This is a genomic window from Salibacterium lacus (assembly GCF_042684865.1).
GTDB lineage: Bacteria > Bacillota > Bacilli > Bacillales > Marinococcaceae > Salibacterium > Salibacterium lacus.
Window position 1 is genome coordinate 695,707 of the sequence record NZ_JBHUML010000002.1, and the last position, 14,398, is coordinate 710,104.

Here is a 14,398-nt window from a genome sequence, read left to right on the forward strand (position 1 = left end):
ATTCGGCGCGGCCGCTAGTTTGGCGCGAAAATTTTTGTCGAGGCGGACGTTGCGCTAAAACTGCGAAATTGCCAGTTCCTGCGCGTCGATTTCTTTCACAACTCCGACATTCGGATGGTAAAACAGCTCCGCCTCGACGCCCTCGCCGCCATTCCGGCCTTTCCCAACGGAAACCACACCAAGCCCGTCGTTCGTATCAATCGCGAAAAGGTTCGTGCTGTCTTCCGGCAGCTGCGCCGTTTTCTTGACCTCCGACCGTTTCGGCGCCTTCAATTCCCGCACGCCATCTTCGGACATTTCCTTGTCGTCCTCGTCCGCCTGCGTAACGGCATGCGTCACGATATTCAGCCGGCCGGTGATCTTACGCAACTTCATCGACGTATTTTCCGCGTCGCCGCCGGTTTTCTTCGACGTGTTCTTTTCGTAGTCGAGGTAGTAGAACGGGTCGACGACGGCCACATCCGCGCCAAGTTCTTCGATGTCGGCCTCCAATTTGCGGAGGTTGCGCTCGGAAAAGCCCGCTTCGTCCGTCGATCGGAATACCAATTCGCCCGGCAGATACTCGCTCATGCACGAAAGGAATGTCCGGAAGCCGGCCTCGAAATCTTCCGACAACTGGCCGGTCCGCAGCGCCTTTGCGTCGAAGCCGGCCTCGAAATCCATGCCGTCGATGTTCGCCGTGGAAACGCCGTGCCTTGCGGAAATCGACACGTAGGCGCGCACCATGACCTCGAACCACGCCATTTCGAGCGACCAAAACAGAACGGTGGCGCCCTGCATGGCGGCCTCGATCGCCTCCTCCAGCACGATAACGGACTTGCCACGCCCGGTCCGGCCGAACCAGCAGTACATGTTTCCGGACATATAGCCGCCAACTTCGGCATTGACCGTCGGAAACCGGCTTTGCCAAACGGTGAACGACCGGCCTTCCTTGCGCGCTTCGTACTCTTCGAGAAATTTTTCGGTGTCCGCTTTTACCGCCGTTCCGACTTTCTGACGAACGGTTGTTCCCATTCTAATACGTTCAAGCTCGGATTGCAACCGGTCTATTGTATCGATAGCGGATTTTTTATCAAAATTTTTCGCAATATCGCCATCGATTAGTGACGCGATATCCGCTTTACCGGCATGATCCTTCACTTGCCCGGCCAGCCATTCGTAGCTGTCCGACACGTCCGGCATGTACGCCTCGTCGAAGGCCGGCACAGCACCCGCCACTGCCGCGTAGCTTGGCGCCTGGCCGTTAGCTTCCGCGTACGACTGAACGAAGTCATACGCCTGCTGTTCGCCCGGCGTGCTGAAATGCGTTCGGTCGATGCCGTACTTTCGCAAAACGTCCGTTCGGTTTTCGTCGACTACTTTCGAAAGCAGCATATAGCCTGCGTTTGCGTTCGGCAGATTGACCGCCTCCTTTCGCTTGTGTTCCGTTTACCTATCAATCCCCGCCAGCACGAACGCCACTAACAGCAATATGGCGAAGCCTATCGCGCTCACCGTCATCTTTCCGACACCTCCTGCGCCGTCCGTGCCGCCCTCGTTTGTTCGAGCGCCGTCGCCTTGCCGGTCAGCTCGATACGAATTTTGCCGGACCTTTCGATATGCTCGTCATTGCCGAACGCATCGATAAGCCGCATCATATCGCTTAACTCCGCGAGCAGCTCGTCGATTTCCGTCAGCAGGCCGTCCTCCTGCTCGGCAAGCATCGCGTCCGCCCTAGCCGCGTCGTATTCGAGCGCGCCAGCCGCGAAAAAAGCGTCCGACTTGTCGATTTTGTACAGCCATTCGCCGAGGCCAGCGTCATATTGCGCGTGAGTAATCGTGGCGTCCTCGATCGGCGGCTTCACCTCGCCGGAATGCCAGCCTTCGAGTTCCGTCGTCTTGACCGGATCGCCCACGTTGTACTGCTGCGTAAAATGCCGCTCGACGTCGTCAAAGTCCTCGTCGAAGTCCGCTTCGTCTGCCGCAAAAATGGCTTCGAGTTCCGCGGTAACGGCCGCCTCGGCCTGCGCCTGCTTGCGGGTGATGAGCGCAAAAGTGCCGATGACGCCGGCGGTGAAGCCCGCCCATGCCGATAGTGCCGAGTTTATGCCCAAATTTTCGTCCTCCTTTTCGGCTAGTAAAGCCTCTCTACGTCTTCTTTCCGGACATCCAACGCTCGAAATATTTTTTCGTACGTTCGGGCGTCAATATCGAACGTTCCGCCTTCGGCGCGGTGGATCGTTTTTAACCTTACGCCTGAAATATCGGCTAATTGTTTCTGAGTAAGGCCGCGCTCCATACGATAGGAAAAGATAACGTGTCCGAATGTCGCGCCGATGCCGTTGAAAAACGATTCCGTTTCGGGAAGTTCCTGGACAATATCGTCGGTTCGAGTGATGTCGTTCATGAAGAATTGCCTCCTTTCGTATGATTTGTGCGTCGTCGCCGGTATTACTCACGGCCCTCTACTATCCATCCGTTCCTCCTTGCGTATTTCAATTTCCGTGAATATCTTTGTTTCCAATCCTCCCAGTCTTTTCGCAACTGCCCGCTGCATAACGATCCACTATATTGATTTTGTCTTCTTAATTTATCTAACTCTAATATCTCTGCTACCCATTCAGGGACAGCGGGCTTGTACAAGTTTTTATCCACCTTAACCCCTCCTTAAGAACACGTCACTTCCGCGACTTCCCTCGTTTGCTCTCGCCTTCGAACGCCAACTCTACGCACAAGTCCGATATTCTATCGGCCAGCCGGTCTTCGCCGAATATCTCCGGCAGTCGGGCAATCGGCTCATTCGACGTGTACACGGACGGCTTGCGGTTTACAACGCGGTGGTTTATCACGGCATGCAAGTCCGCGCGAAATTGGTCAGAATAGTCACGCACACCAATGTCGTCCATCACCGCAAACTCCGCCTCTTTCGCGTGCTGCATCGCGGTATAGTACCGCTTGGCCGCCGGCTCGGCGATTTCGTCCGGCACACGCGGCCGGTTGAACTCGTTGTAGTCCGCCTGCCACGCGGTCACGTCGAGGAAATAGCCCGGCCGCTTAGCCGGCGTCAGGCCGCGCCGAACGCAGCCGGCGTAGTGATGCGCGATGTATTCGTTCAGCACCGCGCAGGCAGTGCTAGTCTTGCCGGTGCCAGGCGTCGCGCTCACGAGGTACAGCGACTTGATTGGCGCCTCACCTTCGTCAAACTGCCGGTCGAACGTCTCGATATAGCCGTCGATGTTCCGGTACACCTTCGGCTGGCTTTCGCGCGCGGGCGAGCTGACCGCCGTGACCAGCCGGTAATCCTGCGGCACATTGGCGAGCGTGTGCCGGCCGGTGGCGCTGTGCATTTGCGCGTGGGCCGAACACATGGCGTTGCAGCGCGCGGGGTCGCCGGCGGCCTTGCAGCGGCTGGCGAGAATGCAGCGGTCGTCTAGCGTGGGGCTTGCGCCGGCAGCTTCGTTTTGTTCTTTCGTCAAATGGCGTCACTCCTTTCGGCTTACATTATCGGGATGGCGGTAAATCATCGTGATTTCATCCGCCCGACTTACAGGAAGTCCGAACGCACTTTGAATACGAACGGTTCCGCTGTCAGGATTTCGCTCGCCCACACTAATCCATACGGTAGTATCCTCTACTTCCGTTACAAGCGCAGCCATACGGCGGGTTTTCTGTTTGCGCCGAAAAGGGTTAACGAAAGGCGTGTCGTCAAACTCGATAATATCGCCGACTCCGATCTTACTGCGGTCGAACACCTCGCTTGTTTTCGTAAACGTAAAACTTTCGCTCATTCTCCGTCACTCCTTTCTAATCTAGCGTAAGTCTTACGACAATTAGCCAGAATATTACGTACAATCCGGCAACTGTTCCGTACGATAACGCCGGCGCCGGCGAATTAACGCCTTTTATTACGATGGCAAGCGCCGGCAATAACGCGACGAGTCCGAATCCGAAAAGCCTGTCTCCGAAAGCCTCCAATAAAGTTTCGCGTATCCGTAAAATGTCCGCTCACTCCCTTCGGTTTCCCTCGTCAAATTCCGAACATTCGGATGCCTGGCCTATGTCGCGAATCGTCCGCCGGAATCGTTCGCAATATGGCCGGTAGGTGGCGCCGACGGCCGTGCGCGACTGGTTGTCCGGCAGACAGCGGTAATGGACGCATTGCGGGCAGGTGCGCTGATTTTCCGTCATGGCGACGCCCCGCTTTCGTCGCGACTGTCGTCGATGATTTTCGACCGTTTCGCATAATAGGAATAAACGCCTGTATATCCCGACATAATGTCGCGGGCAGATACGGTTTCCTTCGCGATGCAGATGTCTCTTTTTCCGCTCAACACGTCACCTTCCCGCACTTCCGTCGGCTGCGGCGCGTTGACGTATTCGGCCGGCACGTCGAGGCCGAGCGCCCGGCGAAGCGCGATAGCACGCCCAATATGCGAGTTGAAGCAGTCGTCCGGCGAACATTTGGCGATGCCGCGGGCGTATACCCTTCCGGTTACAACGCCCTTAGCCAACGCAACTACCGTTCTTTTTTCGTTGTCCACGACGTAATCGATATCGCAGTTGTACTCAATCCGACAGCCATCTTCATCGCGTATGGTTACGACGATCCCGCCAACCGGCACTTTACGTTCAACTTCCGCCTTCGCCCGCTCGACGACAGAATCCCGGCGTTGTTGCGGCGACTTCTGCATTCTATTTATTCCTTCTTCGTATAATTTCGCAAAATACGCCTCCGCCGCCTCACTAGCGGACTTATCGGAAAGTGGAGCGAATACTCCTTTCTTTTCCGTTCCTTGATCGCTCAACTCGCCCATTTCCGCGTACCCTTGCGCCGCCTCGACTTTGCGCAGTCGCCGCTTTAATTGCGTGATTTCCTGCGCCATGTCCTCGATAATGCCGTAGCCTTCCCCGCTCATACTATCGCTCCCTTTCGATATTCCGTAAATTTCCCGCGCCAATTCCGTTTCGCTGACGTCATTCAACGCCTCCATTTCGCCCGTATATGGCGCAAGGCGTTCCGCGTGGTGTTGCAATAGGGCGCCGCGACTGCCGTAAAATTCGAACGCGTGCTGGATGGCGTCTTCTAGCTTCGTCAAATCAATCGCCCTCCTCGTTATTAATCGGATATAACTCGATGCCATTGTCGTGCAACTCGACCGCATACCCTTCGAAATTGATTTCGCTGCCATTCGCAAGAAACGCCTGCGTGTAACCGCCTTTCCGGTGCGCCACGGCCGATCCCCACGGAAAGTCGTACACCGCCCACGGTTTTAGGCCGGACACTTCGCCCGCTTCGCGCCTGCCTTCTCCGCTCGTCACCATTCGATACCCCCCTCGTCCATTTCCGCCTGTATTCGCTCTTCCGCCTGCTTACGTTGCTGGCCGGCCGTTACGTCCGCCTTCGCTCGCGGCACCTCGTCGCGCCGGTACGCCCACATGAAGCCGAAATTGACGTGCGGAAAGTCGGCATTTGGCGTATGCGTGGCAAGACAGCGGTCGATGAACGCCAGCAGCACGGCATTGCCGAGGTCGGCCTGCGCCTGCTTGAGCTGGCCTTTTTCGGTACGCCACCGCTGGCTGATCGCGCCCTTGCCGAAAGGAATATATTCGGCGTCGAAGAGTTCCGCGTTTTTGTCGATGAGGTAGCGATGCCATGTCGAGCAATTCCACTTGTCAAGCGGAAAGTTTCGCCAGTCGGCGGATTTCGGCTGCTTGCGATTATTTACCGGCATCTCTTATCGCCTCCCTCAGCATTCTATCCGCGGTATATTCGCCGTATTGAATCGTGTTGCTCGGATGCATGGCGATAGCTTGCCGCAACCGCTTATTCTCCGCTTTCAATTCGTCCGCATGGTCGGCCATTTCCGTGTACGCCGACTTCCAAATCCGAAGGTCGTGCGTAAGCCGGTCGATGTGTCGCTGGATTTTGTCGGCTTGATCGGGCGTTCGTTTCATTCGGGCGATACCTCCTTCGTAGAATAAATAACAAATCCGTGCATCATTACGGCCGCATCTATTCCGTTAAACTTCCGAATATCGTCCGCCCTTACTTCGGCACGCGCTTTGCTCGAATACTTTCCGACTATTTTACCGCGGCCTCCGTCCGATATTTTCACGACATAGCGTGATCCCTCCGACATTCAATCGTCCTCCTTTGCGCCAATTCCGAAACTATTCGCTAACGCTGTGTCTTGCGAATCTTGACCGCCATTGTCCGCCCAATTTTCGCTATCCATTCGCTGATCGAAATAACCCTGCGCGTAGGCCTCCGCGTAGATTTCCGCCCGGCTGCGTTGCAACCGCTCAACCTCCGCCAGCAGGCGCGGAATGTCGGTGCGGGCGGTTGCGCAAAATATGGCGTTGTTTCGCGCCTGCTCCTGCGATGTTTCTGCCATATCCGGATACCTTGCGCCTTGCCATGCGGTAAATATTTCTTGCGGATTGTTTCCGGAATCATACGCCGTTACGTTATATTGATCGTCCGTAGGCAGCGAAAATCCTCCCGCATACCAATCGCCGCCTGTCGCCGCCTCCGCCCTTTTGCGGATGGCTTCGAGTTCGTCCTGCGTTACCTTTTCGCTCATTTTACCGCCTCCAATCGCGTTAATTTCCATACGACATCCTCTCCGGCATCACCGCACTTATCGCAAAAACAATCGTAGCAAAGTACATTTCCGTCGATTCTCGGCTCAATCTTCGCCCAAACTTCGTCAGGAACGATGAAGTCCCGGACGTCTCTTCCGCAACATTTGCAAAAGGACGGAATGAGCGTGTGCCGACTCTTCATACGTTTGTATGCGGTACGTATTCGGTAAAATATCGTCACTCTGCCGCCTCCCCTTCGCTTATGTCCGTCACGTCGTCATCTTCGTAAACGTCGCCGCCCCACGCCATACGGCGCGATTCTTCCGTGAATTGTTCGTCCAGTTGCGCCTCGTACGCCTTGACGTGCCTTTTCGTGAGTTCGATCGGGTCGGCGTATACGCGCATGTCTTCTTCGTACTTCGCCCGCCGCTTTTCGCGCAATTCTCCGTCCGTATCGAAAAACGACGGGGTCCACTCTGGCTCTCGTTCGTACTCCGAATATACATCGCGTTTTCCTACGTAAATTTTTACGTCCTTGCCGTATCGGCGGTCGCCTTCTGCAATAACGACTTTATACGTTCCGTGACGGCCATACACCGGATACTTTTCGAAAGTATTTCGATCGTTTCGGCTTTCCGTCTTCCGTTTGCCCGTCGAGGTAACAGACGCAATAGCTACTAAGCACATTACGAATAATACGACTGCGACTGTGGCGATAACTACCGTCATATCCCGTCACCCTTTCTCGTCAAATATACGCCCGCTGTGCGGATTTTCCTCGCCTGCCGACGCGTAACCCTTCGCCGCTGTTAGCGCCGCTCTCAGCCGTTCATTTGCCGAGAATAGCCGGCGGGTTTCCTTCTTAAGCCGCTCGCTCCCCGCCTGCTCTGCCGCCAACTCCGCCTCCAACCGTTCAATGCGCGCCGCGTATTTCCGCAGCAGCTCGACGCGGGTCTGCGCCTGCTGGCGGCGTTCGGCGGCGATGTCTTCGGCGGTGTAGCGTGGCTCGTCCGTCATAGTACCGCCTCCTTCGCTAAAATTCTTCCGATGATCGTTCGTCGTCATCTTCGCATTCCCCCGTTTCTTCGGCCGGCGCGTTGACGCCGGGGATCGTTATTCCGAGAATGTCGAGTGTATCCCGGACACCTTGTCGCTTAATATTCCCGACAACTGCATGGACACCTACGGGAAGATTATCGTAATACTCGCGCAGTTGTTCCTTCGGCGACTTTTCGGTATTATACCCGTTGACAATGGCGCGATAATATTTCGTTGCGTTCGGCTCGGCTTTCCCGATATAATTTCGGATAATGAAGTTCCACTCCGGCACCTCTAACGCCATCTCCCTCTCGGAAACATCGCTTCTCTCCCGTAACAATTCGATTTGTTCCGCCACCTCTTTCGGGATTTCCGGTAATTCGATTGTCTTAGTATTCGTCATATTACTATTCCTCCGTTTCGGCCGGCGCGTTGACGCCAGGTATTGTTATGCCGAGGATATCGAGCGTAGATTCTACGGACATATATCCTTGCCGGAATTGACTTCCGCTGTTTCCTGCGCGTTCTAGCGCAATCTCCTTACGAACCAAATCCCCGTAATACTCGCGCAGCTTGTCTTCCGGCGACTTTTCGATGGTATATCCGTTGGTGATTGCGGCTGTAATCCTGTCGCCGTCCTCTTCGCAAAGTTCCGACCACCGCATACTGCGGCGCAACAAATTGTATCTATCGTACTCTCCGGTCTTAAAGTCGGCCAGCCTGCAAATCATACGGAAATCGTTTCCGTAACACTGCCGTAATTCTTCGACTAACTCCGCTTCCTTACGAGTCAACTCCGGCAGTTCAATCGTTTTCGTCGCCATACTATTCGCCTCCTATTTCGGTATTAGTTCGGCGTGCCTGCGCCCATTCCTCGAAGTCCTCGCCGGCAAATCCGGTCGGCGCCTGCCGGAACGTCGCGACAAAGTCCAGCAGGCACGGCTCGCAAAGGTCGAACGACCAAACGGCGTTGTCGAACTCGCTGCCGTAGCCGAAAAATACGCCGAAATTGTGGACGAGGTTCAACGCGAAAGGGCTATCGTCGTTAGGCGCGTACCTCCCGCCGCATTTGTCGCAGATTTTGGCGGTCAGTTTCGAATGTTCTTCCGTGCGTGTTTCGGTGGTGTATTCCGCTGCCATTTCGTATCGCCTCCCGTGAAATTGTCGGCTGTGCGTGTTCGCGTGGCTTTCGGGAACATTCGGTCGCCGGCGGCTAAGATGGCGTAATTTTGCCGGTGTCAGTCGGCGACAGGCTGCGGTCTATGTCGTCGCGTACCGCCTCCATTTTCGCAACAACTTCGGCCAGCGACGTCGCGTCCGACTGGCGGACGGACAGGTCGAGAATTTGGCGGGCGGCTTGCGGGATCGTTGCGCAATATTTGACTTCGCGCCACCGTTCTTTCGGCGTAGGGTCGGCGCCTTTCGCGGCGCGCTTCGGCCAATCGGGCGCTTTCGTCGGGTCCGCCGTGTATCGTTCGAGGACGATGTAGTTGTGCGCGTCGGACGTGATGCGGTAATCGTCGGTTACGTGAATATCGATAGACATTTCGTATCGCCTCCGTTTAATTTATTTTATTTCGGACAACTTTCTCTGCCGCTCATTCTCGAGCCATTCGAAAAGATATTCGATGAATTTTCGTTCATACCCGTGAAGAATAATCGTCGCATACATCGTGTTCACCGCCCGGTTGTCGTCCTCCGAATACTTAACGATCGTTTTGTTCGGCTTTCTTCGGCCTTCTTTCGCGAAGAATCTCCGGTACTGCGTCGTGTTCGTATACTTTTCTTTCGTCGTTCCGCTCACGTCGGCCAAGTTCGTTACCAACCGGCTAATAGATTCGTAAAGCGCCGTTCCGTTTCGTGTGAAAGCCGGATGCTTCCCGGTGCTGTTTTGACGGTAAAGCGAAACGCCGGGCGCTAGGTGCTTCGAGATAGCCCGTTCCATTTCCGTGCGGATAACGTCAAATTCCCGGTTGATTCGGTCGCGCTTCTCGGTGCTTTCGACGGCTTCCGCGACATTGCCGGGGTTAACCTCTTCGCGGAACGACTGCAATTCCGTCATAAATTCCTCGCGAAGTTCTCGCAATCCTTTTCTCGTTTCGTGGTTGATGCGGGATTCTTGCGCCTCCATGTGCGACCTAAGTTTTCCGACAGATTCCGTAAGTCCGTCAATCCGCTGCATTACCTCCGCTTGATTTTCGTTCGTTTCGGCTTCCTTCTCTTTAAATGAAAAGAATGACATTTTATCTCCTCCTAATTAGAATTAATTTATTTCGGAAAACTCGCCTTCGATAATGTCGCCGCCTCCTGCCGAGCCTGACTCGCGGTACACCCCCTTCGATTCCGTCCGATGGAAGGCGCTCGCTAACTGCCGCCAAAACTCGTCCAGCCGGTTAAACTCCCGCGCAAAGTCCGGATTGGCTTCGACCAGCATCTGAAATTCCGTCAAGTCCGTAAGCAGCCACGAATATTTCTTCTGCCATTCGGACATTTCGTCCAGCGCTTCGTAAATTTCCTCCGCTAGTTTCACGCCGTACGGCTGCTCGCCGCCGTTTTGCGCCGTTTCGAGTTGGTCGCGCAAAGAGGCCGCTTCGCCTTCCGTTTGTTCGGCGCGCTGCCGTGCTTGCTCGGCGGCTTGTTCGGCTTGCTGGCGCTGTTCTTCTGCGCCCTTCGCCCGCTCTTCTTCCGCCTCCTTTTCGCGGAGCAATTCGATGTATTCCTTGCGCGTCGTGATGTCGCCGTCTAACACCGCTTGCTTGGCGGCCGCCTTTTCCGGCGTGGATTCGGCGGACGGACCTGTTACTTCGTATGATAACGATAGAGGTAAGTTTTCTAGCAGTTCTCGTTGATCTCCGTTTTCACAATTTGTTAAAGCGGTGTAACGGCGGATAAGTCTGTAAGCCTGTTGCGGAGCCATTCCGATGAATTTTATCCATTTAACAAAAACACCGTCATATCTACTTCCGGAAAGATTGTCCTGAGCTTCCTTCAACTCCCTCCCAACTTTCGTTTCAGCTTGCCCGACAATCTCGCGCATGTTCGTTTCTTTGGTGCGGAGGAAATCGGCTGTGGTTCGGTCGAGTTCTTCGTAGGAAAATTCCGTTGATAATTCCGACAATGTTTCCGCCTCCTTTTTAAGTTTCATTACCTCGCCTACGCTACCGCTTCGGCTCGGTCGTGTATTACTGCGATTACTCTTTAAAGATTGCGCAAAAGGGATTAATGAGTTATAGGCGGCGAGCGAACTTGTTCGCGAAGCTAAGGGAACGAAGTGACCGCCATGAATTAGTCTAGTTCTTTATGAGTCTAGTTACAGTGAGTCTAGTTCGTCTTACTCTCATGCAAGGGTCCCCCCTATCATTTCAGACACCCTCCCCGGTTACTCTCATGCTACCCTCCCTTAAATCTAGCCGGCGGATCGACAAGAACGTATTTATTGCTCGTTTGCCTTCCGACGTCCGAGTATCTAGTTTCAACGCGGATAAGCTCTAACTCTTGAAGCCGTTTTACCGACCGTCTCACCGTGTGCTCGGAGCAGCACGCCCTCTTTGCGATTGTTTTGACGGAAGGGAAAGCGTCCTTACTCTCGTTATCCGCGAAGGAACAAATGACCGTGTATACGAGCTTGTCCGACCCTCGTTTGATGAACGTTTCGTCGTCGATAACGCATTTCGTAACCATTGCGAAGGGATTCGTTCTTACGTCTCTAACCCCGTCGATATTCAACCGCCTCCTTTTCGTCCTCTTATCAGACATATTAGAGTGAAATTCCGGATTTGGGACAAAATTTCCGAAATAATTTTCGGTGTTACTGTATTATGCGTATGAACTTAGCGGTTTCGCACATTCATATCGAAATTTCTTTTATGTTACCGCGAAAATTTTTCCGCCTACTTCTCTATGCCAATCGATTGTTCCAATTGGGGAATATTTTCTCGAAAAAAAATAACGCCCTCCTTTTGCGGAAGGCGTTCGGGTGTGCTACGATATATAACGGAAGGTAATCGTCCTATGCGGGGCGTCGGTAGACTTACGGGGACTTTTTCGCGGGTCCTTCGGGTGGCGTTGATTTGCCGGTAGATTGACCGGTCAGATTGGACGGAAAAATTGTCGAGCGAACTTCAAAACTTCCGGGAGGCGCGTGCCGTCTCCGCTGGGTTCGATTCCCAGACGGTCCCGCCATTTCCTATCCCAAACCAAGCAATTTCTTCCACCATGGTTTTTGCTCTTCTGCGGGTTTATTCTCTATTTTGGTTTCCTCTACAAATATTTCTTCTTTGTGAACCGCTTCCCCTTTGGCAAGCACAAGCCCTATATCACTTTGTTTATCAAGAGACGTTATACGCTGCGATTCCACACCGTAGGAGGAGGCCAGCTTCGTGTAGGCGGAGACCGCTTTATACCCAAGCTTTCCATTCACAACCATCACCGCATCCGGATGGTCATGAAGCATCTGTTCCACTTCCGGAAACGTTCCTTTTTTCATTACCTGTTTTTTCGTCAACGCAAGCAGCACCCTTTCCCTGAACGTTCCAAGAAACCTGCGTTTTTCATCCGGTTTTAACTCCTTCGGACCATACATACCTTCTTCCAGATAGTCGTTTACATTTTTTTCAGCCATCGTTCTCTCCTTTCTGCCGTTTTCAGTGTACCAGATACAGCGGCACGTATAATATGAAAACAAAAGCCCGGTCTATGTTTTTTTCACCCGTTTATGATAAAATATCGTTAAGATAAACGAAGATGAGGTGAAACAGATGCCTTCTGATATGTTTATGTGGTTTATTGTGGCTTGGTCGGTATTTTTAACGGTCATGATGTTTATCGGCGGGTATTTCATGTTTCGCAAATTTCTGCAAAGGCTCCCCAAAGAAGACGGCCGTTCCATCCTCGACTGGCAGGATCATTACCTCGAAAAAACCATTCATTTGTGGCCGCAGGATAAAAAAGATCTTCTGGAGGAATTGGTGGAACCGGTACCGGAACTTTTCCGCGACACCGCCCGGGAGAAAATTGCCGGTAAGGTCGGGGAAATAGCGCTTGAAGAGCGCGCGCGCCGGATTGATGAGGACCTTTTAATCCGGGGATATATTACAGCCACGCCAAAGCGTGACCATAAATTCCTGCGAAAAAAGCTGGATGAAAAACAAATCGATGTATCCCCCTATGAACATTTATTTCTATAACCGTGCGAAAGACCGCTCCCATCAAACGGAACGGTCTTTTTAATGCGAATGAGCCGGGGCTTGTCCCCTGCTCTGCAGTCTTTTTTTCTTTTCCACCTTTTTAAATTGAACGAGCATGAAAATACGCCACGGAATAATCATGCCGTAGGCAAGAATAAAGAACATTCCCGCCAGCTCCTCTACGTTAATAGCATCTCCTATCAGCAGCTTGAACACGATTCTTGCGGCGAGCAGCGTGAAAAGAAGAAACACAAACGCTTTGGAACGGACCATGTAAATGTCACTGTCCCTTATTTCAAAACGGGAGGTTTTCATGAGAAGCAGGGAGAAGACGAGCCCGACGGTGAATGCTTCAAGAATCTGGGAAGGTTCAAGCCGGGTCGGTTCGTATACAAACATGAGAAAACCAGTGGACATAAAAAATGGCGGCAGAATGATTTTTTTTACCGTTGCCGGTCTCTTGATGGCTTTCATCCGGATAAAAATGGCGGCCAGTGCCACCATCGCTGCTCCGGCAGTGGATAACAGCAGCATGGCATTCATAATTAAGGCCAACTCCCATTCCCTGACTGCCGAAGCAGCAGGGTTATCTACTTCTTATCATTATTTCCATGATACAACGAAAAAAAGCCGGGATGCAATCTCATCCCGGAAAACATCAAGCAGAGGCTGCTTTCCCGGCAGCCGTTTCATACCATCTGCGTCCAGAAAAGCAGCCTCATTTAAGCTATTTTTTATCCTGTTGTTTCTGCATAGCTTTCATCATTTGATTTATCTTCTTCTGTGATGGGTTTTGTCCCATCTGCGTCATCATGACCCGGAGCATCTGCTCATCAATGGGTGGATTTTTCTTTAAGTAATTCATCATCGTTTTGCGGGCAATAAAAAACCCTAATGCAGCACCCGCCAATAGACAAACAACACCGACGAGTACAAACCAAAGCCAGTCCATCCCGTTCATTTCCTCCTTCTGCTACGTTACAGCGATACGTATATCATCATTACAATAATTGACCTCTATCATTATAACGTATCCCCGGGCTGTTGGAAAGAGGAACTCCTTTTTTGCTCATAAAACGGAATAGACCTTAAGTGGTTTCAGCCAACCATACGTTTCTTTTTTCATATTGACCGCAAAGAAGTATGGAGAAATTTTCTTGAAGCAGTCAAACACCTGCCACTCTTCTCTGGCGTCTCCGGCATGATTAAAAATAATCTGCCGGTCGTCCAGAAAAACCGTGCTGCCGGATCGTGCCCGCGTGTAAATGTCACGACTTTTTTTCTGAAATCCTGCTTTTTGTAAATCTTCATCGAGTGAATGGATGAAGTATGGATACAACAGAGGCTCGGTAATATAGTAAATCTGTTTTTCCAGAAGCGGACGTGCCCATTCATAAGCCTGATCGTAATCAAGAAATAAACGGTAGAGCTTGTCCTCGCCCTGGTAATATTGAAGCGCCACTTCTTTTGTAATGATAATCAGTTGATATCTTGTCATGGATATGCACTCCTTTCACCTCTTATCGGGAGCAGCTGCTGGTGTGATGTACAAGACCAGCATAACCAATAAAGTGTGAAAGACCTGTCATTTTCTGAATATAAAAACAACT

The 14,398-nt window shown here is 52.5% G+C and carries 26 protein-coding genes; 1 reads left to right on the plus strand and 25 read right to left on the minus strand.

Annotation, left to right across the window (positions count from 1 at the left end):
• Positions 1-54: 54 nt before the first annotated feature.
• The 22 genes from ACFSUB_RS04370 to ACFSUB_RS04475 all read right to left on the minus strand — a co-directional run bounded on the left by ACFSUB_RS04370 (position 55) and on the right by ACFSUB_RS04475 (position 12,223).
• Entirely contained in the window at positions 55-1,374 is a 1,320-nt protein-coding gene (locus ACFSUB_RS04370; protein ID WP_380711967.1) for a DNA helicase, read from the minus strand.
• A 122-nt stretch (positions 1,375-1,496) separates the two neighbouring features.
• A complete protein-coding gene (locus ACFSUB_RS04375) occupies positions 1,497-2,093 on the minus strand; it encodes a hypothetical protein (RefSeq protein WP_380711968.1) in 597 nt (198 codons plus the stop codon).
• Between the two features lie 20 nt (positions 2,094-2,113).
• Positions 2,114-2,386, minus strand: a complete 273-nt coding sequence (locus tag ACFSUB_RS04380) for a helix-turn-helix transcriptional regulator (protein WP_380711969.1) — start codon at positions 2,384-2,386, stop codon at positions 2,114-2,116.
• Between the two features lie 44 nt (positions 2,387-2,430).
• Complete coding sequence (locus tag ACFSUB_RS04385) at positions 2,431-2,634, minus strand: hypothetical protein (protein WP_380711970.1); 204 nt, start codon at positions 2,632-2,634, stop codon at positions 2,431-2,433.
• Positions 2,635-2,657: 23 nt separating this feature from the next.
• On the minus strand, positions 2,658-3,455 hold the full coding sequence (locus ACFSUB_RS04390; RefSeq protein WP_380711971.1) for an ATP-binding protein: 798 nt from the start codon (positions 3,453-3,455) through the stop codon (positions 2,658-2,660).
• A gap of 6 nt (positions 3,456-3,461) precedes the next feature.
• A complete protein-coding gene (locus ACFSUB_RS04395) occupies positions 3,462-3,767 on the minus strand; it encodes a hypothetical protein (protein WP_380711972.1) in 306 nt (101 codons plus the stop codon).
• A gap of 396 nt (positions 3,768-4,163) precedes the next feature.
• Positions 4,164-5,075 (minus strand): hypothetical protein, encoded by a 912-nt coding sequence (locus ACFSUB_RS04400; protein WP_380711973.1) that lies wholly within the window; start codon positions 5,073-5,075, stop codon positions 4,164-4,166.
• Position 5,076: 1 nt separating this feature from the next.
• Positions 5,077-5,301, minus strand: coding sequence for a hypothetical protein (locus ACFSUB_RS04405; RefSeq protein WP_380711974.1), 225 nt, complete (start codon positions 5,299-5,301; stop codon positions 5,077-5,079).
• Complete coding sequence (locus ACFSUB_RS04410; protein ID WP_380711975.1) at positions 5,295-5,711, minus strand: hypothetical protein; 417 nt, start codon at positions 5,709-5,711, stop codon at positions 5,295-5,297. Before ACFSUB_RS04410 ends, ACFSUB_RS04405 begins: the two co-directional genes overlap by 7 nt.
• Positions 5,698-5,934, minus strand: coding sequence for a hypothetical protein (locus ACFSUB_RS04415; protein WP_380711976.1), 237 nt, complete (start codon positions 5,932-5,934; stop codon positions 5,698-5,700). Before ACFSUB_RS04415 ends, ACFSUB_RS04410 begins: the two co-directional genes overlap by 14 nt.
• Positions 5,931-6,119: a hypothetical protein gene (locus ACFSUB_RS04420; protein WP_380711977.1), complete on the minus strand. Its 189-nt coding sequence runs from the start codon at positions 6,117-6,119 to the stop codon at positions 5,931-5,933. Before ACFSUB_RS04420 ends, ACFSUB_RS04415 begins: the two co-directional genes overlap by 4 nt.
• The gene (locus ACFSUB_RS04425; protein ID WP_380711978.1) at positions 6,120-6,563 is read right to left on the minus strand and encodes a hypothetical protein; all 444 of its coding nucleotides are present in this window, start codon (positions 6,561-6,563) and stop codon (positions 6,120-6,122) included.
• Positions 6,564-6,801: 238 nt separating this feature from the next.
• On the minus strand, positions 6,802-7,161 hold the full coding sequence (locus ACFSUB_RS04430) for a hypothetical protein (RefSeq protein WP_380711979.1): 360 nt from the start codon (positions 7,159-7,161) through the stop codon (positions 6,802-6,804).
• 138 nt (positions 7,162-7,299) lie between these two features.
• Positions 7,300-7,581 carry a hypothetical protein gene (locus ACFSUB_RS04435; protein WP_380711980.1) on the minus strand — a complete coding sequence of 94 codons (282 nt, stop codon included), beginning with the start codon at positions 7,579-7,581 and terminating at the stop codon, positions 7,300-7,302.
• A 16-nt stretch (positions 7,582-7,597) separates the two neighbouring features.
• Positions 7,598-8,005 (minus strand): hypothetical protein, encoded by a 408-nt coding sequence (locus tag ACFSUB_RS04440; RefSeq protein ID WP_380711981.1) that lies wholly within the window; start codon positions 8,003-8,005, stop codon positions 7,598-7,600.
• A gap of 4 nt (positions 8,006-8,009) precedes the next feature.
• Positions 8,010-8,426 carry a hypothetical protein gene (locus ACFSUB_RS04445; RefSeq protein ID WP_380711982.1) on the minus strand — a complete coding sequence of 139 codons (417 nt, stop codon included), beginning with the start codon at positions 8,424-8,426 and terminating at the stop codon, positions 8,010-8,012.
• Position 8,427: 1 nt separating this feature from the next.
• Positions 8,428-8,742, minus strand: coding sequence for a hypothetical protein (locus tag ACFSUB_RS04450; RefSeq protein WP_380711983.1), 315 nt, complete (start codon positions 8,740-8,742; stop codon positions 8,428-8,430).
• 73 nt (positions 8,743-8,815) lie between these two features.
• On the minus strand, positions 8,816-9,148 hold the full coding sequence (locus tag ACFSUB_RS04455; protein ID WP_380711984.1) for a hypothetical protein: 333 nt from the start codon (positions 9,146-9,148) through the stop codon (positions 8,816-8,818).
• A 21-nt stretch (positions 9,149-9,169) separates the two neighbouring features.
• Positions 9,170-9,844 (minus strand): hypothetical protein, encoded by a 675-nt coding sequence (locus tag ACFSUB_RS04460; protein WP_380711985.1) that lies wholly within the window; start codon positions 9,842-9,844, stop codon positions 9,170-9,172.
• 21 nt (positions 9,845-9,865) lie between these two features.
• Positions 9,866-10,720 (minus strand): hypothetical protein, encoded by an 855-nt coding sequence (locus tag ACFSUB_RS04465; protein ID WP_380711986.1) that lies wholly within the window; start codon positions 10,718-10,720, stop codon positions 9,866-9,868.
• Positions 10,721-10,992: 272 nt separating this feature from the next.
• Positions 10,993-11,358: a helix-turn-helix domain-containing protein gene (locus ACFSUB_RS04470; protein WP_380711987.1), complete on the minus strand. Its 366-nt coding sequence runs from the start codon at positions 11,356-11,358 to the stop codon at positions 10,993-10,995.
• Between the two features lie 430 nt (positions 11,359-11,788).
• A complete protein-coding gene (locus ACFSUB_RS04475) occupies positions 11,789-12,223 on the minus strand; it encodes a YueI family protein (protein WP_380711988.1) in 435 nt (144 codons plus the stop codon).
• Positions 12,224-12,359: 136 nt separating this feature from the next.
• Between ACFSUB_RS04475 and ACFSUB_RS04480 the strand changes: the two genes are divergently transcribed.
• Positions 12,360-12,788, plus strand: a complete 429-nt coding sequence (locus ACFSUB_RS04480) for a DUF2621 domain-containing protein (RefSeq protein ID WP_090926106.1) — start codon at positions 12,360-12,362, stop codon at positions 12,786-12,788.
• A gap of 39 nt (positions 12,789-12,827) precedes the next feature.
• Here ACFSUB_RS04480 and ACFSUB_RS04485 read toward each other — a convergent pair whose 3' ends face one another.
• The 3 genes from ACFSUB_RS04485 to sirA form a co-directional block, all read right to left on the minus strand.
• On the minus strand, positions 12,828-13,331 hold the full coding sequence (locus tag ACFSUB_RS04485) for a CcdC family protein (RefSeq protein WP_380711990.1): 504 nt from the start codon (positions 13,329-13,331) through the stop codon (positions 12,828-12,830).
• A 184-nt stretch (positions 13,332-13,515) separates the two neighbouring features.
• Positions 13,516-13,740 (minus strand): YneF family protein, encoded by a 225-nt coding sequence (locus ACFSUB_RS04490; RefSeq protein WP_380711991.1) that lies wholly within the window; start codon positions 13,738-13,740, stop codon positions 13,516-13,518.
• 117 nt (positions 13,741-13,857) lie between these two features.
• A complete protein-coding gene (gene sirA / locus ACFSUB_RS04495) occupies positions 13,858-14,286 on the minus strand; it encodes a sporulation inhibitor of replication protein SirA (protein WP_380711992.1) in 429 nt (142 codons plus the stop codon).
• Between the last annotated feature and the right edge of the window lie 112 nt (positions 14,287-14,398).

Coding starts and splice junctions, on each gene's coding strand:
- ACFSUB_RS04425 (WP_380711978.1), bottom strand. CDS start 6,563: ATGAGCGAAAAGGTAACGCAGGACGAACTCGAAGCCATCCGCAAAAGG.
- ACFSUB_RS04420 (WP_380711977.1), bottom strand. CDS start 6,119: ATGTCGGAGGGATCACGCTATGTCGTGAAAATATCGGACGGAGGCCGC.
- ACFSUB_RS04470 (WP_380711987.1), bottom strand. CDS start 11,358: ATGTCTGATAAGAGGACGAAAAGGAGGCGGTTGAATATCGACGGGGTT.
- ACFSUB_RS04405 (WP_380711974.1), bottom strand. CDS start 5,301: ATGGTGACGAGCGGAGAAGGCAGGCGCGAAGCGGGCGAAGTGTCCGGC.
- ACFSUB_RS04395 (WP_380711972.1), bottom strand. CDS start 3,767: ATGAGCGAAAGTTTTACGTTTACGAAAACAAGCGAGGTGTTCGACCGC.
- ACFSUB_RS04415 (WP_380711976.1), bottom strand. CDS start 5,934: ATGAAACGAACGCCCGATCAAGCCGACAAAATCCAGCGACACATCGAC.
- sirA (WP_380711992.1), bottom strand. CDS start 14,286: ATGACAAGATATCAACTGATTATCATTACAAAAGAAGTGGCGCTTCAA.
- ACFSUB_RS04455 (WP_380711984.1), bottom strand. CDS start 9,148: ATGTCTATCGATATTCACGTAACCGACGATTACCGCATCACGTCCGAC.
- ACFSUB_RS04450 (WP_380711983.1), bottom strand. CDS start 8,742: ATGGCAGCGGAATACACCACCGAAACACGCACGGAAGAACATTCGAAA.
- ACFSUB_RS04475 (WP_380711988.1), bottom strand. CDS start 12,223: ATGGCTGAAAAAAATGTAAACGACTATCTGGAAGAAGGTATGTATGGT.
- ACFSUB_RS04440 (WP_380711981.1), bottom strand. CDS start 8,005: ATGACGAATACTAAGACAATCGAATTACCGGAAATCCCGAAAGAGGTG.
- ACFSUB_RS04490 (WP_380711991.1), bottom strand. CDS start 13,740: ATGGACTGGCTTTGGTTTGTACTCGTCGGTGTTGTTTGTCTATTGGCG.
- ACFSUB_RS04445 (WP_380711982.1), bottom strand. CDS start 8,426: ATGGCGACGAAAACGATTGAACTGCCGGAGTTGACTCGTAAGGAAGCG.
- ACFSUB_RS04460 (WP_380711985.1), bottom strand. CDS start 9,844: ATGTCATTCTTTTCATTTAAAGAGAAGGAAGCCGAAACGAACGAAAAT.
- ACFSUB_RS04435 (WP_380711980.1), bottom strand. CDS start 7,581: ATGACGGACGAGCCACGCTACACCGCCGAAGACATCGCCGCCGAACGC.
- ACFSUB_RS04370 (WP_380711967.1), bottom strand. CDS start 1,374: ATGCTGCTTTCGAAAGTAGTCGACGAAAACCGAACGGACGTTTTGCGA.
- ACFSUB_RS04410 (WP_380711975.1), bottom strand. CDS start 5,711: ATGCCGGTAAATAATCGCAAGCAGCCGAAATCCGCCGACTGGCGAAAC.
- ACFSUB_RS04380 (WP_380711969.1), bottom strand. CDS start 2,386: ATGAACGACATCACTCGAACCGACGATATTGTCCAGGAACTTCCCGAA.
- ACFSUB_RS04485 (WP_380711990.1), bottom strand. CDS start 13,331: ATGAATGCCATGCTGCTGTTATCCACTGCCGGAGCAGCGATGGTGGCA.
- ACFSUB_RS04480 (WP_090926106.1), top strand. CDS start 12,360: ATGCCTTCTGATATGTTTATGTGGTTTATTGTGGCTTGGTCGGTATTT.